23 protein-coding genes and 1 other RNA gene are annotated in these 24,340 nt (G+C 65.3%); 13 read left to right on the top strand and 11 right to left on the bottom strand.

Features of this window, described 5'->3' with window-relative positions:
* Positions 1 to 108 precede the first annotated feature (108 nt).
* From QM672_RS20415 to QM672_RS20395, 5 genes are all read left to right on the top strand, one after another.
* Positions 109 to 1,128 (top strand): ABC transporter substrate-binding protein, encoded by a 1,020-nt coding sequence (locus tag QM672_RS20415; RefSeq protein WP_415084742.1) that lies wholly within the window; start codon positions 109 to 111, stop codon positions 1,126 to 1,128.
* A gap of 307 nt (positions 1,129 to 1,435) precedes the next feature.
* Positions 1,436 to 3,664 (top strand): iron ABC transporter permease, encoded by a 2,229-nt coding sequence (locus QM672_RS20410; RefSeq protein WP_311934662.1) that lies wholly within the window; start codon positions 1,436 to 1,438, stop codon positions 3,662 to 3,664.
* The gene (locus QM672_RS20405) at positions 3,661 to 4,725 is read left to right on the top strand and encodes an ABC transporter ATP-binding protein (RefSeq protein ID WP_311934663.1); all 1,065 of its coding nucleotides are present in this window, start codon (positions 3,661 to 3,663) and stop codon (positions 4,723 to 4,725) included. Before QM672_RS20410 ends, QM672_RS20405 begins: the two co-directional genes overlap by 4 nt.
* A 133-nt stretch (positions 4,726 to 4,858) precedes the next feature.
* Complete coding sequence (locus tag QM672_RS20400; protein WP_415084739.1) at positions 4,859 to 5,746, top strand: inositol monophosphatase family protein; 888 nt, start codon at positions 4,859 to 4,861, stop codon at positions 5,744 to 5,746.
* A 161-nt stretch (positions 5,747 to 5,907) separates the two neighbouring features.
* Positions 5,908 to 6,288: a VOC family protein gene (locus QM672_RS20395; RefSeq protein ID WP_415084737.1), complete on the top strand. Its 381-nt coding sequence runs from the start codon at positions 5,908 to 5,910 to the stop codon at positions 6,286 to 6,288.
* 42 nt (positions 6,289 to 6,330) lie between these two features.
* Here the strand turns inward: QM672_RS20395 and QM672_RS20390 are convergent, their stop codons facing one another.
* Genes QM672_RS20390 through recR form a run of 4 tightly spaced genes read right to left on the bottom strand, consistent with a single transcriptional unit; the run spans position 6,331 to position 8,973 of the window.
* The gene (locus QM672_RS20390; protein WP_367626107.1) at positions 6,331 to 7,383 is read right to left on the bottom strand and encodes a methylenetetrahydrofolate reductase; all 1,053 of its coding nucleotides are present in this window, start codon (positions 7,381 to 7,383) and stop codon (positions 6,331 to 6,333) included.
* The gene (locus tag QM672_RS20385; protein ID WP_376717653.1) at positions 7,380 to 8,018 is read right to left on the bottom strand and encodes a methylenetetrahydrofolate reductase C-terminal domain-containing protein; all 639 of its coding nucleotides are present in this window, start codon (positions 8,016 to 8,018) and stop codon (positions 7,380 to 7,382) included. The genes QM672_RS20390 and QM672_RS20385 overlap by 4 nt, the downstream gene beginning before the upstream one ends.
* On the bottom strand, positions 8,011 to 8,313 hold the full coding sequence (locus QM672_RS20380; RefSeq protein WP_311934668.1) for a virulence factor: 303 nt from the start codon (positions 8,311 to 8,313) through the stop codon (positions 8,011 to 8,013). Before QM672_RS20380 ends, QM672_RS20385 begins: the two co-directional genes overlap by 8 nt.
* Before the next feature lie 57 nt (positions 8,314 to 8,370).
* Positions 8,371 to 8,973 carry a recombination mediator RecR gene (gene recR, locus QM672_RS20375; RefSeq protein WP_415084734.1) on the bottom strand — a complete coding sequence of 201 codons (603 nt, stop codon included), beginning with the start codon at positions 8,971 to 8,973 and terminating at the stop codon, positions 8,371 to 8,373.
* Positions 8,974 to 9,165: 192 nt separating this feature from the next.
* Here recR and QM672_RS20370 point away from each other — a divergent pair, with 192 nt between their 5' ends.
* Positions 9,166 to 10,251: an HPP family protein gene (locus QM672_RS20370; RefSeq protein ID WP_394311104.1), complete on the top strand. Its 1,086-nt coding sequence runs from the start codon at positions 9,166 to 9,168 to the stop codon at positions 10,249 to 10,251.
* Positions 10,252 to 10,489: 238 nt separating this feature from the next.
* Here the strand turns inward: QM672_RS20370 and QM672_RS20365 are convergent, their stop codons facing one another.
* The 4 genes from QM672_RS20365 to QM672_RS20350 form a co-directional block, all read right to left on the bottom strand.
* Positions 10,490 to 12,292 (bottom strand): NAD(P)/FAD-dependent oxidoreductase, encoded by a 1,803-nt coding sequence (locus QM672_RS20365; protein WP_311937755.1) that lies wholly within the window; start codon positions 12,290 to 12,292, stop codon positions 10,490 to 10,492.
* Between the two features lie 110 nt (positions 12,293 to 12,402).
* The gene (locus QM672_RS20360) at positions 12,403 to 13,476 is read right to left on the bottom strand and encodes a 2,3-butanediol dehydrogenase (protein WP_311937753.1); all 1,074 of its coding nucleotides are present in this window, start codon (positions 13,474 to 13,476) and stop codon (positions 12,403 to 12,405) included.
* Positions 13,477 to 13,803: 327 nt separating this feature from the next.
* Positions 13,804 to 15,699 (bottom strand): sigma-54-dependent Fis family transcriptional regulator, encoded by a 1,896-nt coding sequence (locus QM672_RS20355; protein WP_311937751.1) that lies wholly within the window; start codon positions 15,697 to 15,699, stop codon positions 13,804 to 13,806.
* A gap of 190 nt (positions 15,700 to 15,889) precedes the next feature.
* Positions 15,890 to 17,302: a PLP-dependent aminotransferase family protein gene (locus QM672_RS20350; protein ID WP_415084731.1), complete on the bottom strand. Its 1,413-nt coding sequence runs from the start codon at positions 17,300 to 17,302 to the stop codon at positions 15,890 to 15,892.
* 94 nt (positions 17,303 to 17,396) lie between these two features.
* Here QM672_RS20350 and QM672_RS20345 point away from each other — a divergent pair, with 94 nt between their 5' ends.
* Genes QM672_RS20345 through QM672_RS20330 form a run of 4 tightly spaced genes read left to right on the top strand, consistent with a single transcriptional unit; the run spans position 17,397 to position 18,891 of the window.
* Positions 17,397 to 17,828, top strand: a complete 432-nt coding sequence (locus QM672_RS20345) for a cupin domain-containing protein (protein WP_415084729.1) — start codon at positions 17,397 to 17,399, stop codon at positions 17,826 to 17,828.
* Position 17,829: 1 nt separating this feature from the next.
* Positions 17,830 to 18,285: a carboxymuconolactone decarboxylase family protein gene (locus tag QM672_RS20340; RefSeq protein ID WP_311937745.1), complete on the top strand. Its 456-nt coding sequence runs from the start codon at positions 17,830 to 17,832 to the stop codon at positions 18,283 to 18,285.
* 42 nt (positions 18,286 to 18,327) lie between these two features.
* Positions 18,328 to 18,573, top strand: a complete 246-nt coding sequence (locus QM672_RS20335; RefSeq protein WP_394311114.1) for a type II toxin-antitoxin system ParD family antitoxin — start codon at positions 18,328 to 18,330, stop codon at positions 18,571 to 18,573.
* Positions 18,574 to 18,891, top strand: coding sequence for a type II toxin-antitoxin system RelE/ParE family toxin (locus QM672_RS20330; RefSeq protein ID WP_394311116.1), 318 nt, complete (start codon positions 18,574 to 18,576; stop codon positions 18,889 to 18,891).
* A 30-nt stretch (positions 18,892 to 18,921) separates the two neighbouring features.
* Here the strand turns inward: QM672_RS20330 and QM672_RS20325 are convergent, their stop codons facing one another.
* From QM672_RS20325 to ffs, 3 genes are all read right to left on the bottom strand, one after another.
* Positions 18,922 to 19,245 carry a YbaB/EbfC family nucleoid-associated protein gene (locus tag QM672_RS20325; RefSeq protein ID WP_311937739.1) on the bottom strand — a complete coding sequence of 108 codons (324 nt, stop codon included), beginning with the start codon at positions 19,243 to 19,245 and terminating at the stop codon, positions 18,922 to 18,924.
* A gap of 19 nt (positions 19,246 to 19,264) precedes the next feature.
* The gene (locus tag QM672_RS20320) at positions 19,265 to 21,058 is read right to left on the bottom strand and encodes a DNA polymerase III subunit gamma/tau (RefSeq protein ID WP_415084726.1); all 1,794 of its coding nucleotides are present in this window, start codon (positions 21,056 to 21,058) and stop codon (positions 19,265 to 19,267) included.
* 52 nt (positions 21,059 to 21,110) lie between these two features.
* Positions 21,111 to 21,208: signal recognition particle sRNA small type (ffs, locus tag QM672_RS20315), an RNA gene on the bottom strand.
* A gap of 492 nt (positions 21,209 to 21,700) precedes the next feature.
* On the opposite strand from ffs, the gene QM672_RS20310 reads away from it, so the two are divergent.
* From QM672_RS20310 to QM672_RS20300, 3 genes are all read left to right on the top strand, one after another.
* Complete coding sequence (locus tag QM672_RS20310; protein ID WP_311937735.1) at positions 21,701 to 22,765, top strand: DUF4167 domain-containing protein; 1,065 nt, start codon at positions 21,701 to 21,703, stop codon at positions 22,763 to 22,765.
* Between the two features lie 296 nt (positions 22,766 to 23,061).
* The gene (locus tag QM672_RS20305) at positions 23,062 to 23,550 is read left to right on the top strand and encodes a TerB family tellurite resistance protein (protein ID WP_311937733.1); all 489 of its coding nucleotides are present in this window, start codon (positions 23,062 to 23,064) and stop codon (positions 23,548 to 23,550) included.
* A complete protein-coding gene (locus QM672_RS20300; protein WP_415084724.1) occupies positions 23,547 to 24,335 on the top strand; it encodes an SDR family NAD(P)-dependent oxidoreductase in 789 nt (262 codons plus the stop codon). Before QM672_RS20305 ends, QM672_RS20300 begins: the two co-directional genes overlap by 4 nt.
* Positions 24,336 to 24,340: the final 5 nt, after the last annotated feature.

The raw sequence follows: 24,340 nt of genomic DNA, 5'->3' as shown, positions 1-24,340 counted from the left end.
CCGGCAAATTTCGATGCTGCATTCGGGATTGACAGGGCGATCGCGCTGATGCAGCTTTTGCACACGTGTGCAAAACAAGCAGAACAGCATGCCGTCCGGAGGAAACCCATGAAGAAGACACTCGCTGCCGCCGCGATCCTTGCCGCCATGCTCCCGGCCGCTGCCCAGGCGGAGGGCTCGCTGAACCTGATCTGCGCGGCGGATGTCGCCGTTTGCGAATTGCTCAAGAACAGGTTCGAGAAGGACAGCAGCATCGGCGTCAACATGGTGCGCCTGTCCTCGGGCGAGACCTATGCCAAGATTCGGGCCGAGGCCGCCAATCCCAAGACCGATATCTGGTGGGCCGGTACCGGCGACCCGCATCTGCAGGCTGCCCAGGAAGGCCTCACCCTCGAATACAAGTCCCCGCTGCTCGATCAGCTCCAGGATTGGGCCAAGCGCCAGGCCGAGCAGTCCGGCTACCGCACCGTAGGCGTCTATGCCGGCGCACTCGGCTGGGGTTACAATTCCGACCTCCTTGCCCAGAAGAAGCTGAAGGCGCCGGGGTGCTGGGCCGATCTCGCCGATCCTTCCTTCAAGGGCGAAATCCAGATGGCCAATCCCAACTCCTCGGGCACGGCCTATACGGCGCTGGCCTCGCTGGTGCAGATCATGGGCGAGGACAAGGCCTTCGAGTACCTGACCAAGCTCAATGCCAATGTCTCGCAATACACCAAGTCGGGCTCGGCCCCGGTGAAGGCGGCGGCACGCGGCGAGACCACCGTCGGCATCGTCTTCATGCATGACGCGGTGACCATGACGGCGGAGGGCTTCCCTGTGAAGACCGTGGCGCCCTGCGAGGGCACCGGCTACGAGATCGGCTCGATGAGCATCATCAAGGGCGCGCGTAACCTCGACAATGCCAAGAAATTCTATGACTGGGCCCTCAAGCCGGAGATCCAGTCGCTGATGAAGGATGCCAAGTCCTTCCAGATTCCGTCCAACAAGAAGGCAGAGTTGCCGCCGCAGGCCCCGCGCTTCGAGGACATCAAGCTGATCGACTACGATTTCAAGAAGTTCGGCGAGCCCGCGACCCGCAAGGCGCTCCTGGAACGCTGGGACCGCGAGATCGGCGCCAACGCCAACTAGGCTTTCGTCTAAGGGGCGGCGCGAAATGACTTAAAGCGCTGCCTTTGTCATGCCCGGGCTTGACCCGGGCATCCAATGGTCCCGCTTCCCTAGAGCAAAACGCGTTCATGTGTGAACGCCTATTTACTCTAACTCTTTGTTTGGACGCGTTTTTGCGATTCTTGATGACGCCCTCAAATCGCAAAAACGCCATAGCCGGAGGGGACTGGATTGCCGGGTCAAGCCCGGCAATGACAAAGGTCGCGATGGAGTTATTTGTGCACATCGCCAGCGGTTCCAGGAATTCCCCTTCCCGAAAGGTCTCGCCATGAACAGGCGCAATCGCCGCCTCGACTGGGTGCTCGCCTTGGCCGTTCTCGGCCTGGCGATCCTGCCCTGGTACAGGCTCGAAGCCGGCCTGTTCTCGATCGCAGGCCTGAGTGACTACCCGGCCGGCGCCAAGGCGGCTCCCGGCCTGCTGCAATTGGTGCTGCACGGACGCTGGTGGCTCGCTTTGCCGCTGCTGGCGTTGGCGCCGGCCGTGCTGGCCCGTTTTACCGCCCAGCCGCTAGCGCGGGCCCGGCTGCTCGTCGCCTCTGGCCTTGCCGGTGCCGCCATCATGGTCCTGCAGGGCTTTGCCATCGCCTATTCGGGCTGGCGCTGGCCGGGTTTCGAAACCTGGTTCGGCGCGCTCGGCTCGGGGCAGGAGGCGTTCGGTGCCGGCGCGGCCACGCTGCTGACGGCCTTCCTGCTGCTGTTCAGCTTCGGCCTCGCCGAGCGCGGCGTTCTCAGGGGCGATGCCTTCGTGGTATCGGCGATCACCATCCTGATCGCTCTGGTCGCCACCTTCGTGTTCTATCCGGTCGGCATGGTGCTAGCCGGTGCCTTCCAGGGCATCGATGGCAGTTTCGATCCCGCCGGCTTCCTCAAGACGCTGACCGATCCCTCGATTTGGACCCTGCGCTGCCTGTCCGGCAGCGGGCGCTGCGGCGTCGCCTGGTCCACTTTGACGTTGGCCATCGCCACCGGCGCCGGCTCCACTTTGCTGGGCCTCGCCTTCGCCCTGGTGGCGACGCGGACCCGCTTTCCCTTCAAGCGGGCGCTGCGGCTGCTCACCATCCTGCCGATCATCACGCCGCCCTTCGTGGTGGGCCTCGCTCTGATCCTGCTGTTCGGGCGCTCGGGCGTGGTGACCCAGGGCCTCGCCTACCTCTTCGACATTCCGCCCGGCCGCTGGCTCTACGGCCTCACCGGCATCTGGATCGCGCAGGTGCTCTCCTTCACGCCGATCGCCTTCCTGGTGCTGATCGGCGTGGTTCAGGGCGTCAGCCCCGCCATGGAGGAGGCCGCCCAGACGCTCAAGGCCGACCGCTGGCGCACTTTCGTCACGGTGTCGCTGCCGCTGATGCGGCCGGGCCTCGCCAATGCCTTCCTGGTCGGCTTCATCGAGAGCCTGGCTGATTTCGGCAATCCGATGGTGCTGGGCGGCAGCCATGGCGTGCTCTCCACCGAGATCTTCTTCGCTGTGGTTGGCGCGCAGACCGATCCGGCGCGGGCGGCGGTGCTTGCGCTGATCCTGCTCTCCTTCACCCTCACCGCCTTCGTCGCCCAACGGCTCTGGCTCGGCGGCAGGAATTTCACCACCGTCACCGGCAAGGGCGATTCCGGCCAGCATGCCGGGCTCAGCCGCGGCGTCGCCACGCTTTCCATCGGCGTGGTCTGCGCCTGGGGCGCCTTCACGCTGGTGGTCTATGCCATGATCCTGTTCGGCGGCTTCGTGAAGACCTGGGGGCTCGACCACAGCCTCACGCTGGAGCACTACACCCGCGCCTTTGCGGTGACCTTCGACCAGGGCTCGATACTGTGGAGCGGCGTCGCCTGGGGCTCGTTCTGGACCACGATGGAGATCGCCCTGATCTCGGCGCCGCTGACAGCGGTGGTCGGCCTCATCACCGCCTACCTGATCGTGCGCCAGAACTTCGCCGGGCGCTCCGTGTTCGAATTCGCCCTGATGATGAGCTTCGCCATTCCCGGCACCATCATCGGCGTTTCCTATGTCTTCGCCTTCAATCTGCCGCCGGTGGAGATGACCGGCACGGCGCTGATCCTGATCGTATGCTTCGTCTTCCGCAACATGCCGGTCGGCGTGCGCGGCGGCGTGGCGGCGATGAGCCAGATCGACCGCAGCCTCGACGAGGCCTCGCTGACGCTGGGGGCGAACTCCTTCACCACGGCGCGGCGGGTGATCCTGCCGCTGCTGCGGCCGGCCATCGTCGCGGCCCTGGTCTACAGCTTCGTGCGCTCGATCACCTCGATCAGCGCCGTGATTTTCCTGGTCAGCGCCCAGTACAACATGGCGACCGCCTATATCGTTGGTCTCGTCGAGAATGGCAGCTATGGCGTAGCCATCGCCTATTCCAGCGTGCTGATCGTGGTGATGATCGCCGTGATCGGCGGCTTCCAGGCCCTGGTCGGCGAGCGCAGGCTGCGCCGCGAGGATCGTGTCGCCGGCCTGTCCACCAAATCCGCAGCCAGACCCCGGGAGAAGGCGGCATGACTATCGATATCAGGCCGGGCTCGGTCACCTTTCAGAATGTGCGCAAAAGCTTCGGTGCGGTGACCGCCATCGCCGATCTGTCGCTCACGATCGAACCGGGAACGCTGGTGACCTTGCTCGGCCCTTCGGGCTGCGGCAAGACCACCACCTTGCGTATGATCGCCGGGCTGGAACATCCCAGCGCTGGCCGCATCAGCATTGGCGGCAAGGACGTCACGGCGCTGCCGGCCAATGAGCGCGACGTCTCGATGGTGTTCCAGTCCTATGCGCTGTTCCCGCATATGAGCGTGGCCGATAATGTCGCATACGGCCTGATATCGTCCGGCCTGCGCAAGGCCGAGGCACGCGAGAAGGCGGCCGATGGCCTCGCATTGGTGGGACTGGCCGGCTATGGCGAGCGCCTGCCGAGCGAGTTGTCGGGCGGTCAGCAGCAGCGCGTTGCCGTGGCGCGTGCCCTGGTGGTCGAGCCGCAGGTGCTGCTGCTCGACGAACCGCTCTCCAATCTCGATGCCCGGCTGCGCCGGCGGGTGCGCACCGAGATCCGCGAGTTGCAGCAGCGCCTGGGTTTCACCGCCGTCTACGTTACCCATGACCAGGAAGAGGCCCTGGCCGTCTCCGATACGGTGATCGTCATGCATCAGGGCCGGATCGCCCAGGCCGGAACGCCGCGCGAGCTCTACGAGGCGCCGGCCTCCGCCTTCATCGCCGACTTCATCGGCGAGGCCAATGTGGTACCTTGCGAGGTGACGCGCGTGGCCGAGGGCCGGGCCGAGATCCGGGTCGGCGAGGGAGGGCATGCTCTGGCTGCGCGAGGTCTCACGGTCGGCCCCGCCAAACTCGCCATCCGCCCTAACGCCATGACCCTGCGCGAGGCTGCCGGAGCCATGCTGTCGGGCAAGGTGCTGCATGCGGCCTATCTCGGCGACCACGTCGAATACGAGATCGAGACCAAGGCCGGCCCGATCTTCCTGATCGACTCCGGCACCGACCGCATGCTGGAACCGGGAAGCCCGATCGGCGTCGACCTGCATGATCGGGGCCTCGCCTTGGTGCCGGAATGAGGATGGTCCACGAAGTCTCGTCATTGCGAGCGTAGCGAAACACTCCAGAAAGCCGCAGACACCTGGTCTGGATTGCTTCACCACGCTCGCAACGACGGCTGGCCCAAGCCTTCATCTGTTTCAGGAATTGCCCATGACATTGCCTACCCCCCCATCGCCTGCCCCCCCGTCGCCTGCCGCCGCCGACATCGCCGCCCGCCTCGACCTTGCCAGGGACATCATCCGGGAGGCCGGCCTGCTGGCGCTGTCCTTCTTCAACGACCGCGATACGCTCGCGGTCGAGACCAAGGCCAATGCGCAGGACGTGGTCTCGGCAGCCGACAAGGCCAGCGAAAGGCTATTGCGCGAGCGCATTGCGGCCGTTTTCCCGCATGACAGCCTGCTCGGCGAGGAATATGGCCTCACTGAAGGCATCTCCGGCTATTGCTGGGTGATGGACCCGGTCGACGGCACCAGCCCCTTCGTTTTCGGCCTGCCGTCCTGGTGCGTCTCGGTCGCGGTCACCCACGGTACAGAGACCGTGGTCGGGGTGATCTATGCGCCGGTGCGCGACGAGCTCTATGCCGCCGCTCTCGGCCAGGGCGCCAGCCTCAACGGAACCGCCCTGCGGCTTTCCGACAAGCGCAGCCTAGTCGACGGCGTGCTCGGGGTCGGGGCCAACCATCGCGTGGCGCCGGAGATCATCACCGGCTTCCTCAATGCCCTCCTGCACGAGGGCGGCATGTTCATCCGCAACGGGTCGGGCGCGTTGATGCTGGCCTATGTCGCAGCAGGTCGCCTGGTCGGCTATTACGAGCCGCATATGAATGCCTGGGACTGCCTGGCGGGCCTCTGCCTGATCAGCGAGGCGGGTGGCCGGATCGAGAACTTCCTCGTCAATGGTGATCTCGCCCGTGGCGGCCGGGTGATCGGTGCGGCCCCGGGGGCCTGGGACGGGCTGATGCGGCTGGTGGGCCAAGCCGAAAAGGGTCAAGAGGCGGACGAGACGTCCGCGGTCCCAGCCGCGATGCGTCCCGCGTGATCCCCGCAAGGTTCGCATTGGTAACGCCAGAGCTGGGACCGCGGACGTCACAGCGACATGCTTGCATGTCGCGACGTCCGCCTCCTGGTCGCCTTCACTCCTGACAAAAACTGGCAGGGCGAACCCTTAGTCTTTCCTCACCGCAACCGAGGAACCAGACGATGCCCACTTCCTTCAAGTCCAGCTATGCCCTGCTGATGGTCGACAGCCCGCTGCGCAGCGCCGCCTTCTATCGCGACCTGCTCGGCCTCGAGCCCATCGAGGCACAGACCACCTTCGCCCTGTTCGCCCTCGAAACCGGCCTGATGTTTGGCCTATGGTCAAAGCACACTGCCGAGCCCGCGCCAGGTGCGCCGGCCGGCGGCGTCGAGATCGGCTTCAAGGTCGCGGATGCTGCGGCCGTCGACACCGTCTACGACAAATGGATCGAGACGCGCGATGTGCGCGTTGCCCAAAAGCCGGTCGATCTCGATTTCGGCCGCACCTTCGTCGTGCTCGATCCCGATGGCCACAGGCTGCGCGTCTTCTCGACGCCGGAATAGGCAGCGCGCTTGACCCTCCCCCGCGGGGGGAGGGGATTGCCTCTATTGCGCCGCCACGATCTCCTCATGCGGGATCGGGCTTGGCTCCATGTCGCGGCGCCAGGGCGTGCGGCCGGCCAGAACGCCGGATTCGTGCACGATCTCCGCGACATATTCTTCCTGGCGATAGGCCATCACATGCACGCCGGCGACGCCCTTGATCTCGCGGACCTGCTGGATGATGTCGATGCAGAGCCGCTTGCCTTCCTCCTTCTGATCCTGCGCGCCTTCCAGGCGCTTGATCACGTCGTCGGGCACATGCACGCCGGGCACGTTGGAGCGCATCCACTTGGCGGTACGGGCAGAGGCGAGCGGACCGACGCCGACCAGGATGAAGCATTTCTCGTGCAGGCCCATGTCGCGGATCCGGGCCATGAAGCGCTCGAGCAGGGGAACATCGAAGCAATATTGCGTCTGGATGAACTGCGCCCCGGCCTGGATCTTCTTGGCCAGGTTGATCGGGCGGAAATCATAGGGCGGCACGAAGGGATTGGCCGCAGCGCCCATGAAGACGGCAGGCGGCGTGGTGATCTTGCGGCCCGACAGGAAGCGCTGCTCGTCGCGCATGGTGCGGATGGTGGAGAGCAAGGCGGTCGAATCGAGGTCGAAGACCGGCTTGGCCTCGGGATGGTCACCGCTCTGCACGCCGTCGCCCGACAGGCACAGCACGTTGCATACGCCCAGCGCTGCGGCGCCGAGGACATTGCCCTGGATGGCGATGCGGTTGTAGTCGCGGCAGGAGATCTGGAACACCGGCGAGTAACCGACCCGGGTCAGGAGGGCGCAGATCGCCACCGAGGACATGTGGCAATTGGCGCCGGAGCCGTCGGTGGCGTTGATGGCGTCGACCCAGCCCTCGAACGGCTTCACGCGCTCGAGCACATCGTCGGGATTGGCCGAATCAGGCGGGTTGAGTTCGGCCGTGACGGCGAATTCACCGCGGCGCAGCACGCGCTCGAGACGCCCGCGTGAACTATGGCCCGGGAGTTCGGGCAGGGGGGCGGCCGGATGCGGGCCGAAATCGTCGGGATGGGGCCGCCTGGTATCGATGCTCATGGCTTGCCTCCGCCCGTTGCCGCCGCAGTGGATTTGGCTGCAGCAGCCTTGGCTTTGGCGGCGGCCGCCGCTGCCGCCTTCTCGGCGGCGATCCGGGCATTGTAGCCCGATTTCTCGCGAGCGACGGAAAGCCAGGAAGACTGCCCCTTCAGGCGGTGATCCACCGGTCCCTGCGGCATCTCGATCGCGTTGCCGGCAGCCATGTTGCGCGAGCCCTCATAGGCCTTGACCCAGACGCAGGGCATGTCGGCATAGACTTCGCAGTTACCATTGGCCCTGACCCCACCGCAGGGGCCGTTGCGCAGGCCCTTGGGGCAGTTCATCGGGCAGGACATGCCGGTGGAGGACAGGGCGCACTGGCCGCACATCTTGCAGTCGAACAGGCTGGACTTGACCAGCTTCTCGACCTTAGCCACCGGTTTTTCCAGCCGTTCCCAGCCGATTGCCGTGAACAGGGGCGAGAGCTTGACCAGCGTCCACTCGACGCCGTCATAGATCCGCTCCATCGCGGCGGAATGGCGGATGGCCCAGAAGCGCAGGGCGAATTTCTTCGCATCGCGCGGTGGCTTTCCGGTGGCTTCGAAGGCGGCAGGCGTGCGCATGGCTCGTGAGCTCGCGTTGAACGGATCAGGCAGTTTCCTTGCCGCCATTCTTGGCAAGAGCCGCCAACCGTTCCTTGTCGTATTCCGCCTCGATCTTGGCCGCCGCCGCCGAAACTTCCGCTTCGAGGTCCTCGCCGCACTCGATCGGGGGGCTGCGATGGAATTCGGCGAGATAATCATCCGTACCGGCAGCACCGCCGCGCATCGCCGCCATGTCGACGGCCTCGCCGAAGCGCGAGCTCAGTTCGCGCTTGGCACTGGTGCGGCCCTGCTTGGCCACCACCATGGTGGGAATGTCGCGCCAATAGGTGACGATGAGCTGGGGCATGGGGGATTCCTTTCGATTTCGCTCGTCAATGACGATTCGGACGCCCGAATATTTTCGTCAAAACGGCGTCCGGCTGCGGATCGCGGCAGCCAGGGTGCCCTCGTCGAGATAGTCAAGCTCGCCTCCGACCGGCACGCCATGCGCCAGTTTCGTCACCTTGACGCCTGTTGGGGCCAGAAGGTCGGTGACGTAGTGCGCGGTGGTCTGTCCGTCGACCGTGGCGTTGAGGGCGAGAATCACCTCGGTCACGCCGCCCTCGGCAACGCGCGCGACCAGCCTGTCGATGGTGAGATCCTCGGGGCCGACACCATCCAGCGGCGAAAGCGTGCCGCCGAGCACGTGGTAGCGGGCATTGACCACACCGGCCCGCTCCAGGGCCCAGAGATCGGCGACATCTTCGACCACCACCAACAGCGTGTCTTCCCGTCGGGGGTCACCACACAAGGTGCAAGGATCCGAGGTGTCGATATTGCCGCAGTTCGAGCAGACCAACACGCGCTCGCAGGCGATCTGCAGGGCCGAGGACAGCGGCACCATCAATTGCTCGCGCTTCTTGATCAGCGTCAGCGCCGCTCGGCGGGCCGAACGCGGCCCGAGCCCGGGCAAGCGGGCGAGCAACTGGATCAGGCGTTCGATTTCAGGGCCGGTAACGGATGCCATGCAGCTCAGATAGGTGATTTGCAGCGCCTGCGCGAGGGGAGAGTGCGGGCTCGATCGATTTTGAGCGCGCTCCCAGGGGCACTGCGTCCTTTCGTACCTTGAACGTCGGCTGCTCAACTATTAAGCACCTATCGCTTCGCGATATATCGCGCGGCGGGCGGACTGCGCCCTCTGTGTCTGCCGGGTGGGTCCATGGCGCTTCTTCCCTTCAAACTGTTCTCGCCGATCCTGGCCGGAGCAACCCTGCGCGACCGGCTGTTCGCCAGCCTGGGTGCCATCGTGGGCATCGCCTTGACCGGCCTGGTCTGCACGCTGGTCTTCGGCCGCGACCCGCATCTGCCCTTTATCGTGGCGCCGGTCGGCGCCTCGGCCGTGCTGCTTTTTGCCGTGCCCGCCAGTCCGCTGGCGCAGCCCTGGTCCATCATTGGCGGCAATACGCTCTCGGCGCTGTGCGGCATTGCGGTCACCCAGTTCGTGCACGAGCCGATGCTGGCCATCGGCCTGGCGGTCGGCCTTGCCATTGCGGTGATGTCGCTGGCGCGCTGCCTGCATCCGCCGGGCGGGGCAGCTGCCCTGACGGCCGTGATCGGCGGGCCAGCCGTGGCTGCCGCCGGTTTCGGCTTTGCTTTGGTCCCGGTCTGCCTCAACTCGGCGCTGCTGGTGGCGCTGGGCTGGCTGTTCCACCGCTTCTCCCGCCATCCCTATCCGCATGTGCCGGCGCCCGCTCCGGCCAGCACGCACGGCACCGCCGATCCGGCGCCTTCCCTGCGTGTCGGCTTCCGCGACGAGGATATCGAGGGGGCGCTGACCGATCTCGGGGAGACCTTCGATATCGACCGGCAGGACCTCGACCGTCTGCTGCGGCGGGTCGAGCAGCGGGCGCTGTCGCGGTCGCATGCGGATCTCACCTGCGCCGACATCATGTCGCGCGACATCGTCACCATCGAGCCCGAAGCCAGTGCCGAGACCGCCATCAGGCTCTTGCTGGAGCATAATGTCCGCACCCTGCCGGTGATCGACTTTCATGATCGCGTGGTGGGCACGGTGGGCTTGCGCGACCTCGCCGGTCCGGTGAAGCAGGTCGGCGACGTCATGACCCTACCCACTTTGTCCACCCCGAACGCGCCGGCCCTCGGGCTGGTGCCCGCCCTTACCGATGGCACCGCCCATGCGGTCGTGATCGTCGACGCCGACAAGCACATTGTCGGGCTCGTCACCCAGACCGATCTCCTGGCCGCCCTCTCCAGCCTGTCGGCGCGGGAGGGGTGGGGGCAGTAGGGACACCATGAAAAAGGGGCGGCTTGCGGCCACCCCTGTGCTTCCGGCATTCGGGATTCGTCTGTCATGAACGGATCGGATTGGCCGGATCCTTGTCATTGCCGGGCTTGACCCGGCAATCCGGTTCTATCCGGACATTGCCGACCAGCCATCGGATGCCCGGGTCAAGCCCGGGCATGACAAAGGCGGCGTTTCAGTCATTTCCGGACAATGCCTATCAGGGCGATGCCGCACCGGCTCAGGACAGATGATGCCGTTCCTGGATCTTGTAGACCGGTGTCGGGATCGCCTCCTTGCGGGCCTTCAGCTGCAGGGAGAGATAAAGCGAGTAATGGCGCGACTGGTGCAGGTTGCCGCCATGGAACCAGAGGGCCTCCTGCTGGGTGGGTTTCCACATGTTGCGCTGCTCGCCTTCCCAGGGCCCGGGATCCTTGGTGGTATCAGAGCCGAGCCCCCAGCACTTGCCGACCTTGTCCGCCACTTCCTTCGAAATCAGGTCGGCCGCCCAGCCATTCATCGAACCATAGCCGGTGGCATAGACGACGAGATCGGCCGGCAGCTCGCGGCCGTCTTCCAGCACCACGCCGGTTTCGCTCAGTTCGCGGATGCCGACGCCGCTGACCAGCTTGATCCGGCCGTCGGCCACCAGCTCGCAGGCGCCGACATCGATGTAATAGCCCGATCCCCGGCGCAGATATTTCATGAACAGGCCTGAATCGTCGTCGCCGAAATCGAGCATGAAGCCGGCCTTCTCGAGCCGCTTGTAGAACTCGGCGTCCTTCTCGCGGATCTTGTTGTACACCGGCACCTGGAACTCATGCAGGATGCGATAGGGCAGCGAGGCGAAGATCAGGTCTGCCTTGCGGGTGGTCATGCCGGCGGCCACCGCCCGCTCCGAATAGAGGTCACCCAGCCCGATCTCCATCAGCGAATCCGACTTCACGATATGGGTGGAGGAACGCTGCAGCATGGTGACGTCGGCGCCGCCTTCCCACAGGGCCGCGCAGATGTCGTGGGCCGAATTGTTGGAGCCGATCACCACCACTTGTCTGCCGCGATAGGCGTCCGGGCCGGGATGACGGGAGGAGTGCTGCTGCTCGCCTTTGAAGACATCCTGGCCCTTGATCTTGGGGACATTGGCCTTGCCGGACATGCCGGTGGCCAGCACCAGCTGCTTGGGCTTCAGGGTGATCTCGCGGCCGTCCCGCTCGACGATCACGGTCCATTCCTTGGTCGTTTCGTCGAAGCTCGCGGATTTGCAGGTGGTGGAGCTCCAATAGTTCAGCTCCATCACCTTGGTGTACATCTCCAGCCAGTCGCCGATCTTGTCCTTGGGCGCGAAAACCGGCCAATTGTCGGGGAAGGGGATGTAGGGCAGGTGGTCGTACCAGACCGGATCGTGCAGGCAGAGCGATTTATAGCGCTTGCGCCAGCTGTCGCCTGGACGCTCGTTCTTCTCGACGATGATGGTCGGCACGCCGAGCTGCCGCAGCCGCGCGCCGAGTGCGATGCCGCCCTGGCCGCCGCCGATGATGACGACATAGGGCTGCTCGGTGAAGCCGAGTTCCGAAGCCTCCGATTCGCGCTTCTCCTTCCAGGTCTTGCGGGTGGGATCGCTGCCGTGCTCGGCGCCCATCGGGCGGCGGAAGCCCTTGGGTTCCTCATGGCCCTTCAACTCGCTCATCGTGGTGAGCAGGGTCCAGATCAGACCGTTCTTCAGGCGGATATGGCCATAGCCGCGTGCCGCTTCCGTTTCGAACTCGAACCAGCCCTCGGTCACGCCATTGCCGTCGCTGGCGGCTTCGGTGGCATCCTGGCGGAAATGACCGGGCTTGATGGCGGCTAGCTGCGCCTTCAGCATCTCGCCGATGGCATCGCGCCCTTCCAGGGTGCGGATGTTCCAGGTGAAGGTCACCAGGTCGCGCCAATAGCAATCTTCCTGGAACAGGTTGACCGCGGCGTCGATGTCGCCGCTTGCGAGCGCCTTTTCGAACTTGGCCAGAACCGCGTCCACCCTGGCCTGCGGGCTTTGATCGAGCATGGTATTTCCTCCGTTTTATTGTGTTGGTCGAGACTGTTGCTTCGGACTGAGAACGAACGCTTGTTTGCTTCAACTCCCTGTTTTTCAAACCGGGCCATCGCGATCCGATGTTATCGGGCCAGGTCGATCAGGATCTTGAGCTGCTCGCCGGCCGGGTCGAGCAGGGCGTCGAAGCCGTCGGTGACGGCCTTGTCGAGCGTGATCTTGCGGGTCACGACCTTGTTCGCCGGCAGCAGGCCGGAGCTGATCAGGCGGATGACGCGCGGCCAGTAATGGGTGGGATAGGCCCAGGAGCCGCGAATATCGACATCCTTGAAGGTGACCTGGAACCAGTCGAGCGGGTTCTCGTGCGGATGCAGGCCGGTCTGGACCACCACGCCCTGCTTGCGCACCGCATCGAGGCAGGCCTTGAGAGCATGCTCGTTGCCCACGCATTCGATCGCCACGTCACAGCCGACCTGTCCTTCGCTGAGCGCGCGCACGACTTCGCCGGGATTGTCATGCTTGGGGTTGATGGTGATGAGATCGGGCAGGGCGGCCTTGGCGAAGGCGAGGCGCTTGTCGTTGATGTCGGAGACGAAGAGCTGTGCGGCGCCGGCGGCCCGGGCTGCGAGGAGGGTGAGCAGGCCGATCGGGCCGGCGCCCGTCACCAGCACGCTCGAGCCGGCGGTGACGCCGCCGCGGTCGCAGGCATAGACGGCTACCGCGCTTGGCTCGACCAGGGCAGCTTCTTCGTCGCTCAGCGCGTCGGGGATCTTCTGCACATTGTAGTCGTTGAGCAGGGCATAGTCGGCCATGCCGCCCGAAACCCAGCTCAACCCGGCGAGGGCGAGTTGCGGGCTGAGGTGGAAGAGGCCGCGATCGGCGAAATAGTCGCCCGAACGCGGCATGATCAGCGGCTGCACCGAGACCCGGTCGCCGGGCTTCACCGCCTCGACACCCTCACCGACCGCTTCGACCACCCCGCCGAATTCATGGCCGAGGATCTGCGGGCCGCTGGCGCCGCTGAAAGGATGCGGCTCGACCGGGATGAAGATGGGACCATAGGCGTATTCGTGCAGATCCGTGCCGCAGATTCCGACGAAGCGATTGCGGATCAGAACCTGTCCGGGCGCCGGCTGGCCCGGCTTAGGCAGTTCTTCGAGCCGCAGATCCTTGGCGGCATGAAATCGCAGGGCCTTCATCCTTGTCCTCCTCCCCTGTTGCATGGTGTTGGGCAGGAAGAGCAATCGCCGTGCCAATCGGCGGAAGGCCGTGGCCTGGGGCGGTTTCAGGCCTCTTGGACGCAGGCAACCGTTGCATGACACGCAACAGATGCCACACCTGTGGCAGGGGTGCTGCAACAGGTCAGGGCAAGCATCATTAAAGCCGATCTGTCATTCCCGGCGAGCCACGAAGTGGCGAGGGAAGGGAATCCAGGGGCGGTAGGCTCGACTCTTGGTTCCTGGATTCCCTTCCCACCGCCTGCGGCGGCGCCGGGAATGACAGGTCGAGCGTTGGGCGCGTCGATATCAGTTGCGATGGCTCAGGCCGTGGCGTTTCATCTGGCGATGCACCGTGGAACGGTCGACGCCCAGGCTGCGTGCCGCCTGCGAGACGTTCCAGTTGCAGCTGGCGAGCACGGCTTCAAGGGCCGCCTTTTGGGTGTGCGGCTCCTCGGTTCTCGGCGGCAGCGCCCGCCTCAGCAGGGCTTCGGGCAGGTCGCACACTTCGATGACGCCGTTCTGGCACAGAACGGCGGCGACCGAGACGATATTGTCGAGTTCGCGGATATTGCCGGGCCAATGATGGGCCTTGAGCGCGAGCAGGGCTGCCGGCGCGACCGCCAGCGCCTCGCCATTCACGCGATGTTTGGCAAGGATCTTGTCGAGCAGCCAGACGAAGTCGGATCGCTCGCGCAAGGCGGGCAGCGCGAGCGTCGCGGCATTGAGCCGATAGAGCAGATCCTCGCGAAAGCCACCCTCCCTGGCGAGCGCCTCGAGGGGGCGGTTGGAGGCGGAGACCACCCTTATGTCCAGCGGCTTGGACCGCGAAGCGCCCACCGGAGTCAGCTCCCGCTCCGACAACACCCGCAGGAACCGGCTCTGGAGCGCCAGCGGCATGTCGCCGATCTCGTCGAGGAAGAGCGTGCCGCCATTGGCCTCCTCGATCAGTCCGATCCGTCCCCTCGGCGCCGCGCCGGTGAAGGCCCCCGGCAGATGGCCGAACAATTCGCTTTCGATCAGCGGTTCGGGGATCGCCGCGCAGTTCACGGCTACGAATTTGCCGGTCCGGCCGCTCGCCTCGTGGATGGCGCGGGCCAGATATTCCTTGCCCGTGCCGGTTTCGCCCTGGATGAGGATCGAGACCGGCCGGGGCGCGAGCTTGGCGACCTTGGCCTGCAAGGCGGCGAGCTGGCCGTCGCCGCCGCCGAGATTGCGCAGCGAGGCGGGAATGTCGTGGCGTGCCCCGACCGGCGAACGCACGGCGATATCGGGCTCGATCGCATGGGCGAACAGGGCGTTGCCGTCGCGGGCGAAAACCAGGCGGTCCTGCGGGCGATGCTGGCGCGTTAGGTCGGGCAGGTCGTCGATATCCATGTCGAAGAAGCGCGACAGGGGCTGGCCGATCAGGGCTTGTGGGTCGCGCCAGTCGAGATTGCCCGAGCGCGCCAGCACCTTGGCGCCGCCATTGGTCATGCCGATGATGCGGCCGGAACCGTCGATGGCGATGCCGGCTTCCGGGTCGACATCGAGAAATTCCGGGGAGCGCGAGAAGCGCAGCACCCATTCGCGGCTCGATTGCGCCATCAGATTGGCGAGCTCGATGCGCCGTACCGTGGCCGAGACAAGATGCAGCGCCAGGTTCTGGCTGGCCTTCTTGATCGGCGAGGAGAGCAGGGAGATGTCGAGCACCGCCGAAAGCCCGCCCTGGATGTCGTATATCGGGGCGGCGGTGCAGGAGAGCGGCGTGTGGGTATTGTCGAAATGGTCGGTCTGATGGATGGTCAGGGCCTCGCCGGCCTCGATGCAGGCACCGACGGCGCAGGTGCCGGCCCGCGACTCAGACCATTCCGAGCCCATATAGAGGCCGGCCTTGCGCAGATTGTTGTCGAACAGCGGGTCGCCGTAGAAATCCACGGTCACGCCGGCCCTGTCGGAGAGCAGCAGCACATAGTTCTGTCCCGCCACCTGGCGGAACAGGCTTTCGAGGCCCGAACGGGCGATCGCGATCAGTTCTTCCGATTGCTGGCGATGCTCGCGCAACTGGGTATCCGGCACGATATAGGCCTCGCAGGCCTGGGCCGGGTCCAATCGGTGCTTGTTGATGCAGCGCAGCCAGCTTTGCACCACCGTGGCGTCGCGGATGGTTGCCGCGCCCAGGCCGACGCTTTCGATCTCGCGGATATGATCGACATGCGAAACCATGAGAAGGTGCAGCCAGCCTCCCTGGAAAATGTATTTCTTGATCCGTCCGGATCAGAAATCACGTCGTCTTGCTTGGATCTTGCGTGGCACGCGCCAGCTCGATCGAATTCTACCTCGCAGCCTCCAAGGCACGGGCACCGCAGTGTGCACTAGTGCCTGCGAATGTAAACCGTCTTGGCGCCTTACGAGGTCAGCCATGGGCTGCGATCAGTGCCAGCAGGCGGTCGCAATCGGTGGCGATGCGCCCGGGGGCGACATTGGTGACGCCCAGCAGCAGGCCGGCTCGCCGCGCTCCCTTGTACCAGGGTGAAAGCGGCACGGGAGCTAGTCCGAAAGGCAGGGCCTGATGGGAGACGGCAACATCGTCGATCGTATCGGGCAGGCCGAGCAGGACGGCAAGACCTCCATTGGCATGGACCTTCATGCCGGGGCCGATACGCGCGGCGAGGCAGGAGGCGAGGGCGTCGCGCCGGGTGGCGTAGAGGCGTTTCATCCGGCGCAGATGCCTGAGATAATGCCCCTCCGCCAGGAAGCTCGCCACGGCTCGCTGGATCGAGGCCGCCGGCGCTGGCGCGAGGGCGGCGGCGACGTCGCCGAAACGGGCCGCCAGTTGCGGCGGCACGATCAGGAAGCCAAGGCGCAGCGCCGGAGTGATGGTCTTGCTGAAGGTGCCGGCATGCAGAACCCGGCCCTGCCGGTCGAGCGAGGCGAGTGCCGGCGCAGCCCGCCCCCTGAGCTGCAATTCGCTGAGATAATCATCCTCGATGATCCAGGCTTGGCGCGCCTGCGCCCAATCGAGCAAGGCAAGGCGGCGTTCGAGCGACAAAGTGAGGCCGAGAGGCGCCTGCTGGCCCGGGGTGACCACCGCAAAGGCGGCGTCCGGTGCGAGACGGATGCCGGCGGCTACGTCGATGCCATCGCGGTCGACCGGAACGGGCGTGATCGCCACGCGAGCCTGCTCCAGGGCGATATGGGTGAGGATGAAAGCGGGATCCTCCAGCCAGGCCTTATGGCCGTCGAGTTCGAGGGCGCGCAGGACGAGGCCGAGGGCACCGGCATAGCCCGACGTCACCAGGATCTGGCTCGGCTCGCACTGGATGCCCCGCGCCAGTGCGAGATAGGCGGCGATCTCGCGCCGGAGCTCGATATGGCCGCGCGGATCGGGATAGCTCACCGGCGCCGCGGCGGCAGCACGGGCACTGCGCGCCATGATGCGCGACCATAGCGAGAAGGGAAAGGCGTCCTGAGCCGGCACGCCCATCTGGAAGGTGGCCGGCGGGCGCTCGAAATCGGGAAAGAGCGCCGGCAGGGGCGTAGCCTCCGGCAGCCGGCCGGCGGCCTGGGGACGGGCTGCCTTGTGGATCACGCGCGTGCCGGCCGCTCCCATACCGGCGATCAGCTGTTCGTCGGCGAGCTTTTCATAGGCTACGCGCACGGTACCGCGGGCGACGCCGAGCTGGGCCGCGAGATCGCGCCAGGACGGTAGCCGGACGCCATTGGCCAGCCGGCCGTCGAGGATGGCGGTGGCGATGCTGCGATGGATCTGCACGGCCAGCGGAGCCTGGGCGGCGCGATCGATACTGATCTTGAAGGACTCGTTCATGCATCCGAATGGTACAGTATTTTATCCAATTCTTGGTGCTTTTTTGTGAGCCGAAAGAAAGCCATGCTGCAGTCATCGCAAGACAGGAACCAAGATGATGATTTCCAGAGCCTTTCTGTTCGGCGTGGGTATTGCCTTTGCGGCCACCACAGCCCTGGCCTATTCGCCGCAATCGAAGGCTGGCGGGGCCAGCGCAGCACCGGTGTTCGAGCAGGCCCTGCCCAACGTGCCCGGCAAGACCATGACCAGCGTCCTCGTTCGCTACGCCCCCGGCGGCAAGTCGCCCTCGCATACCCATTCCAGGACGGCCTTCGTCTTTGCCTATGTGCTGTCGGGTTCGATCCGCAGCCAGGTCAATGGCGGACCGGTCAAGGTCTATCGCGCCGGCGAGAGCTGGTTCGAGGAGCCGGGCGCCCACCATCAGATCAGCGAGAATGCCAGCAAGACGAAGCCCGCCTCGCTGCTCGCCGTCTTCGTCGCCGATACCGGCGACCGCAACCTCACCGTCTATGATCAGGAGAAGTGAAATGGCCCCGCGCCTCGACTACAACGCCGCCGCGCCTGCCGGCATGAAAGCCCTCGGCGGCGTCTATGGCTATGTCAGCCAGAGCCTGCCCCGCATGCTGGTCAACCTGGTCTATCTGAGGATCTCGCTGCTCAATGGCTGCGCCTATTGCATCGACATGCATTCGCGCGACTTGACCAAGGACGGGCTGCCCCAGGAGAAGCTGGTGCTGGTGCCGGTCTGGCATGAAGCCGGCGACTTGTTCGGCGAACAGGAGAAGGCGGCGCTGCGTTGGGCGGAGACGGTGACCAGGGTCGCCGAGACCGCGGTGCCCGACGCGGAGTTCCAGGCCGTGCGGGCGGTGTTTTCCGAAAAGGAAGTGGCCGACCTCACCATCGCGATCGGCCTGATGAACGCCTATAACCGCCTGGCGATCAGCTTCCGCAACATGCCGGCTGCGGTGAAGGCGATAGCATAAATTGCGCCAAATATGTTATCATGGCGGCAAAGGAGAACCGCCATGAACGTATCACTCGGCTCGCGGTGGGAAGAATTCGTCAATACGATCGTTCGGGAAGGCCGCTATGGCTCGGCGAGCGAGGTGGTCAGGGAGGGCCTCCGTCTCGTCGAGGAGCGTGAAGCCAAGCTGCAAGCGCTCCGCGACATGGTGAATGCCTCCATCGACGAAGGAGGCAGCCTTTCCGATGACGAGGTAGGCAAGGCTCTCGATGCCGCCGCCACGCAACTTGCAGCCGAAGGGTACTGAGTGAGGCGGCTGGTCTATTCACACGCTGCGGTCAGGGACTTGATCGCAATCCAGGACTACATCAGTCGTGAAAGTGGAAGTCTGATGCTGGGACGCCGGTTCGCGGAACAGCTGCGGCAGCAGTGCCGCAAGCTCGCGACCTTGCCCGGCATCTTTGGCCGGGTTCGGCCCGAGTTGCGCCCTGACCTGCGAAGTTTCGCTTTTCGAGGCTATGTGATCTTCCTGCGCTATCACAGCGACCGATTGGAAATCGTCAACATTGTCGAAGGTCACCGTGATATCGAGGCGCTCTTCGACAGGGGAGGCGGCCAGCCGTAACATGGTCGCTCGATAGTCGCCGCGCCCGCTTCAGAACGGCAGCTTCATGCCGGGCGGGATGGGCAGGCCGGCGGTGATCGAGCCCATCTTTTCCTGCGTCAGGCGGTCGGCCTTGCCACGGGCGTCGTTATGGGCGGCGAGGACGAGGTCCTCGACGATTTCCTTTTCGTCGGCCTTGAGCAGCGAGGCGTCGATCTCGACGCCCTTCATCTCGCCCTTGGCGGTGAGGCGCACCTTGACGAGGCCGCCGCCCGCCACGCCTTCGACTTCCGTCTGTTCCAGTTCGGCCTGCAGGGTCTGCATCTTGGCCTGCATGGCCTGCACCTGCTTCATCATGCCCATTACGTCTTTCATGGGAACTCCTGCTGCGTGTTCAGATATCGTCGGCGGAATAAGGCTCGGCCTCGTCGCCGTCATCGGGATCGCCGCCATCATCGGGGGCCGGCGCCAGGGATTGCGTCTCCACCGGGGCATTATCCCGGATGTCGACGATCTCCGCACCCGGAAAGCGCTCCATCACGGCCCGCACGAAAGGATCGGCCCGGATGCCCGAGAGCACGGCCGCCTGCCGGGCCTCGGCGAGTTCGCGCAAGGTCGCCTCGCCCTTTTCCGAGGACAGCACCACCAGCCAGCGCTTGTTGGTCCAGTCCGACAATTTGCGCGAGAGATCATTGACCAGGCCCTGGGGCGAACCGGGCTCGAGAGCGATGTCGAGGCGGCCATCGGCGAAGGCGACCAGGCGCACGAAACGCTCCAGGGCCAGCTTCAGCGGCAGGTCGCGCTTTTCCATGGCGAGGCCGACGATCTCGGCGAAGCTGGCGAGCGCGCGGCCCGGTTGCGCGGCCGAGGCCGGCCCCGGCATCGGGGTGTGCTGGGGCTGCGGCTGGAACTGCGCCTGGGTGGCGGCGGTGATCAATTGCGCCCGCGGGGCGGCCGGCGGGGGCGCCGGCGGCGCTGCCGCGGGCCCGTGCGAGGGCAGGGAGCCTCCATTTTCCGTGAGTTGCCGGATGAGGTCGTCCGGCGAGGGCAGGTCGGCCGCATAGCAAAGGCGCGCCAGCACCATGTCAGCGGCGGCGAGCGGCTTGGCGGCGATCTGGGTCTCGGGAATGCCCTTGAGCAGCATCTGCCACTGGCGCGTCAGCACCTTGATCGAGAGTTTGCCGGCGAGTTCGGTGCCCCGCACCTTTTCGATCTCGGTGGCCGAGGCATCGTTGGCGGCGGCCGGCGAGATCTTCACGCGCGTGACGAAATGGGTGAATTCGGCGAGTTCCGACAGCACCACCGCCGGATCGGCGCCCTGGTCGTATTGGGCGCGCAACTCGTCGAGGGCCGAGGCGGCGTCGCCGCGCATCACCGCCTCGAACAGGTCGATCACGCGCGAACGGTCGGCGAGGCCCAGCATGGCGCGCACGCTTTCGCCGTCGATCGTGCCGCCACCATGGGCGATGGCCTGGTCGAGCAGGGACAGCGAGTCACGCACCGAGCCCTCGGCCGCCCGCGCGATCATTGCCAGCGCCGCCGCGTCGATCGAGACGTTCTCCTTCTCGCAGATCGCGCCGAGATGGCGGGCGAGCAGGCCGCTGTCGACCCGCCTGAGGTCGAAGCGCTGGCAGCGCGACAGGATGGTGATCGGGACCTTGCGGATCTCGGTGGTAGCGAAGATGAACTTCACATGCGGCGGCGGCTCTTCCAGCGTCTTTAAAAGGGCGTTGAAGGCCTGCGTGGTCACCATATGGACTTCGTCCATGATGAGGACCTTGAAGCGCGCCGAGACCGGAGCGTAGCGCACGCCGTCGGTGATCTCGCGAATGTTCTCGATGCCGTTATGGGAGGCGGCATCGAGCTCCATCACGTCGATGTGGCGGCTGTCGATGATGGCCTGGCAGTGTCGGCCGAGGCCCGGCATGTTGATGGTCGGCTTGCCGCCGCCCTCCGGCGGCTCGTAATTAAGCCCGCGCGCCAGGATGCGCGCCGTGGTGGTCTTGCCGACACCGCGCACGCCCGTGAGCATATAGGCCTGGTGGATGCGCCCCGTCTCGAAGGCGTTGGACAGGGTGCGCACCATCGCGTCCTGGCCGATCAGGTCATCGAAAGTCTGGGGACGGTATTTGCGGGCGAGAACGCGATAGGGCTGGGTATCGGAGGGCGTCGTGTTCGCGTCTTCCATCAATTCCCCCGAATCCCTCGAAGGGCCACCTGTGCGATCCGCCGTTCCATGAGGTAGGAGGTTGGACGAAGACCCGCAGCGGTCTCGTTGGGGCTGCTTCCTTCCGGACCTGACCCGGTTGGCGAGTGTTGCGTCCACCGCCAACCTCCCGCCGCGTATATGGGCCATCGGCGCGCGAATGACAAGCGGAGGCGCCAAAAAACCTCACAAGCCGCAAAATCTCGATTGGACGGCATATTTCCTGTAAAAAGCGCCAAGATTTTTTTGAAAAAAGATTTGGGCCTTTTAAAAAGGGCTTGGACTTTGCCGCGCGAGCGACTATCTAGAGATACACAAATCGTTCGGGGCTGGCGTCGATAGTACGAGCCGGCTCTAGTGCAGATGCACTTTCAGTCGAACATCGAGCGAAGCGCTCGTTCGCCCTAACGATGGAAATGCCTATTCCGGTACCAAGAGCCAAGGTGGCGATCTGCCGGAGTGTGCTGCTGCGCCCGACGCAGGCGGAACCTATGGTTTTCCTGACCCGTGCATTGACTGATGTGATGCAATGGCCATGACGAAGGTTCGCTGTCGCTTCGCGAGATTGCGCATGTTTATAGCGGAGAATGAGATCAATCTATGAGGCAGGGACAGCAAAAGCGTATGCGTGGTCGTTCACGCGGCGGCAAGGGTCCGAACCCGCTGAGCCGGAGCTATGAGTCGAACGGCCCCGACGTGAAGGTTCGTGGAACCGCCGCCCATATCGCTGAAAAATACGTTCAGCTGGCGCGCGATGCCCAATCCTCCGGCGACCCGATCCTGGCCGAGTCCTATCTGCAGCACGCCGAGCACTATTTCCGCATCATCGCGGCGGCGCAGCCGCAGTTCACCAGCGACCAGAACTTCGGCCATGGTGCCGAGGACGAGGAAGATGGTGACGATGCCGATTTCGAGGGCCCGATCCCCTCGATGCCGCAGGGCTTCGGGACGCCGGCGAATCAGTTCGGCGGCTCCCAGGGCTTCGACGAACAGCCGCGCCTGGTGCAGCCGGGACGTGACCGCAATTTCGGCGAGCGTGGCGAGGGCGGCCAGCCCTACCGCGAGCGTGAGCACCGCTTCCGTGACCGCAATGACCGTTTCAACGGCGAGCGTGGTCCGCGCGAGGAGCGCCAGCCGCGCGAGGACAGGCAGTCCCGCGAGGACCGGCCCTACCGCGAGGAGCGCCAGCGTGACCGTCAGTTCGACGGGCAGGCCAACGGCCAGGCGGCCGAAGGTGAGGGAGCCGGCGAGCCGCGCTTCAATCAGCGCCATGGCCGTCGTGACCGCCGTTTCGGCGATCGTGGCGATCGTCCCTTCCGTGACCGCGCCAATGCCGGCGACGGGCCGCTCTTCAGCGAGCGCGGGCAGGGCGAACGCGGCGCGTTCCAGCCGGCGCCGGTGGTTCCGGTCGACCAGCCCCAGCCGGATCTGCATGACGATCATGCCCTTTCCACCTTGCCTTCCTTCATCACCGGCACGCCGGCGGTAGCCTCTGCGGCTCCGGCAGCTGCCCCGGCGCCAGTTCAGGCTGTTGCCGCGCCGGTAGAAGCGACCCCCACTGCCGCTCCCGCAGCGGCCGAAGCGGAGGCCGAAGCTGCTGCTCCGCGTCCGCGCAAGCGCCGTGTCTCGAAGAAGGCTGCCGCTGCAAGTGAAACGGCCGAGGCGAGCGCGGAAACCGCGAGCGAATAGGCGCTAAATCGATCGGTTTTACCTGATCAGCCGGCGATCCTGCGGGGTCGCCGGCTTTTTTATTGTCGACGGGTTGAACTCATGCCGGACCCCCGCATATTGAACTCAGGTTCTATTTATCGCCTCCTGGGTAATGCCGGGCGGGCGCGGCTGGAGCCAGCGCAGGAAACGGTCTTTGCCGTTTGACGGAATCGCCGGAAACCGCAAAGACGCGTCGAGATGAAGAGTTGGGGCAAGGCGCGTTCAGCCGTGAACGCGCAGTCTGCACGGTTGTGGTTCTGAGGCGGGATGTTGCAATGTTGGCTCGCTTGCAAAAGTTGATACGCAGTTTTGCGCCGGGCGGGCCGGCCAGGCCACGCTACGTCTTCGACGAGACCGACCATCGCGTCGCCGCCGCCGGGCTGCTCGTCTATGCCATGAATGTGGATGGGGTCGAGAGTCCGGCCGAGAAAACACGTGTGGCCGCCTTGCTGCAGGAGCGCTTTTCGCTCGATGAGGACGAGACCCGTGCCCTGCTGGCGGCGGCAGGAGAGCGTAATCGCGATGCTCTCGATTTCAACGATTTCACCGGCGTGGTGAAGCGCGCCTACAACGTCGACGGACGCCAGCGCATCGTCGAAATGATGTGGGAGATCGTGTTCGCCGATGGCGTCCTGCACGAGTTCGAGGACAATCTCGTCTGGCGCGTCGCCGAGGCCCTCGACGTCCCGTCAGCCGCGCGCACCACGATCCGCAGCAAGGCCGCCGCCCGGAACAACGTGCTTCTGCCGGAAGCTGGCGAGTGAGCCGCCCGGTCGCCTTGGTCACGGGCGCATCGAGCGGCATCGGCGAAGCATTGGCCCACGCCCTGGCCGAACAGGGTGAGGACCTCATGCTGATCGCCCGGACGCAGAGCGAATTGCTGCGCGTCCAGAGTGAGATCGCGACAGCCACGGGGCGCTTCGTGGCGGTTGCCGCGTTGGATCTCGAACGCGCCGATGCGGCCGAGGCCGTCAAGGCCGTGTTGCGTGACCAGGCCCTCAGCGTGCGGCATCTGGTCAACAATGCCGGCTTCGGCCTGGCGGGCGACATGGCGGATCTGCCGGTATCCGGCCAGGTCGGCATGGTCGATCTCAATTGCCGTGCCTTGCTGGCGCTGACGCTCGCCTTCCTGCCCGAGATCCGCGAGAACGAGGGCGGCGTGCTCAATGTCGCCTCGGTCGCCGGCTTCACGCCGGGGCCGGGCCTTGCCGTCTACTATGCCAGCAAGGCCTTCGTGCTGTCATTGACGCGGGCGCTGGCTTTCGAGGAGCGGGAAAGCGGCATCCGCGTCTGCGCCCTCTGCCCCGGTCCGGTACCGACCCGCTTCGGCGCCCGGGCAGGGTTCGGCAAGTCGGGCGTCATTGCCATCACACGCCCGCTTTCGGCAAAGGATGTTGCCCATATCGGACTCGCCGGTTATTTCGGACGTCGCACCGTCGTGGTGCCGGGCATGATCCCGAGGCTGATGGTTGCCATCCTGTCGGTCCTGCCGACGCGGATGGTGCTGCCTGTCCTCGCTCGCGCCCAGCGGCAGAGGCGGCAGAAATAGTGCCT

Origin of the sequence: Labrys sp. (in: a-proteobacteria) (assembly GCF_047605565.1) — a bacterium.
GTDB lineage: Bacteria > Pseudomonadota > Alphaproteobacteria > Rhizobiales > Labraceae > Labrys > Labrys neptuniae.
Note: the sequence above shows the minus strand (reverse complement) of the source record. Positions and strands in the feature narration are given on the sequence as shown.

What these genes read in the sequence shown, in the direction of transcription:
- QM672_RS20360 (WP_311937753.1), bottom strand. Translation starts at nt 13,476, where the DNA reads ATGAAGGCCCTGCGATTTCATGCCGCCAAGGATCTGCGGCTCGAAGAA.
- QM672_RS20395 (WP_415084737.1), top strand. Translation starts at nt 5,908, where the DNA reads ATGCCCACTTCCTTCAAGTCCAGCTATGCCCTGCTGATGGTCGACAGC.
- QM672_RS20355 (WP_311937751.1), bottom strand. Translation starts at nt 15,699, where the DNA reads ATGGTTTCGCATGTCGATCATATCCGCGAGATCGAAAGCGTCGGCCTG.
- QM672_RS20405 (WP_311934663.1), top strand. Translation starts at nt 3,661, where the DNA reads ATGACTATCGATATCAGGCCGGGCTCGGTCACCTTTCAGAATGTGCGC.
- QM672_RS20350 (WP_415084731.1), bottom strand. Translation starts at nt 17,302, where the DNA reads ATGAACGAGTCCTTCAAGATCAGTATCGATCGCGCCGCCCAGGCTCCG.
- QM672_RS20335 (WP_394311114.1), top strand. Translation starts at nt 18,328, where the DNA reads ATGAACGTATCACTCGGCTCGCGGTGGGAAGAATTCGTCAATACGATC.
- QM672_RS20415 (WP_415084742.1), top strand. Translation starts at nt 109, where the DNA reads ATGAAGAAGACACTCGCTGCCGCCGCGATCCTTGCCGCCATGCTCCCG.
- QM672_RS20340 (WP_311937745.1), top strand. Translation starts at nt 17,830, where the DNA reads ATGGCCCCGCGCCTCGACTACAACGCCGCCGCGCCTGCCGGCATGAAA.
- QM672_RS20305 (WP_311937733.1), top strand. Translation starts at nt 23,062, where the DNA reads ATGTTGGCTCGCTTGCAAAAGTTGATACGCAGTTTTGCGCCGGGCGGG.
- QM672_RS20370 (WP_394311104.1), top strand. Translation starts at nt 9,166, where the DNA reads ATGGCGCTTCTTCCCTTCAAACTGTTCTCGCCGATCCTGGCCGGAGCA.
- QM672_RS20345 (WP_415084729.1), top strand. Translation starts at nt 17,397, where the DNA reads ATGATGATTTCCAGAGCCTTTCTGTTCGGCGTGGGTATTGCCTTTGCG.
- QM672_RS20380 (WP_311934668.1), bottom strand. Translation starts at nt 8,313, where the DNA reads ATGCCCCAGCTCATCGTCACCTATTGGCGCGACATTCCCACCATGGTG.
- QM672_RS20365 (WP_311937755.1), bottom strand. Translation starts at nt 12,292, where the DNA reads ATGCTCGATCAAAGCCCGCAGGCCAGGGTGGACGCGGTTCTGGCCAAG.
- QM672_RS20320 (WP_415084726.1), bottom strand. Translation starts at nt 21,058, where the DNA reads ATGGAAGACGCGAACACGACGCCCTCCGATACCCAGCCCTATCGCGTT.
- QM672_RS20310 (WP_311937735.1), top strand. Translation starts at nt 21,701, where the DNA reads ATGCGTGGTCGTTCACGCGGCGGCAAGGGTCCGAACCCGCTGAGCCGG.
- QM672_RS20390 (WP_367626107.1), bottom strand. Translation starts at nt 7,383, where the DNA reads ATGAGCATCGATACCAGGCGGCCCCATCCCGACGATTTCGGCCCGCAT.
- QM672_RS20410 (WP_311934662.1), top strand. Translation starts at nt 1,436, where the DNA reads ATGAACAGGCGCAATCGCCGCCTCGACTGGGTGCTCGCCTTGGCCGTT.
- recR (WP_415084734.1), bottom strand. Translation starts at nt 8,973, where the DNA reads ATGGCATCCGTTACCGGCCCTGAAATCGAACGCCTGATCCAGTTGCTC.
- QM672_RS20400 (WP_415084739.1), top strand. Translation starts at nt 4,859, where the DNA reads ATGACATTGCCTACCCCCCCATCGCCTGCCCCCCCGTCGCCTGCCGCC.
- QM672_RS20325 (WP_311937739.1), bottom strand. Translation starts at nt 19,245, where the DNA reads ATGAAAGACGTAATGGGCATGATGAAGCAGGTGCAGGCCATGCAGGCC.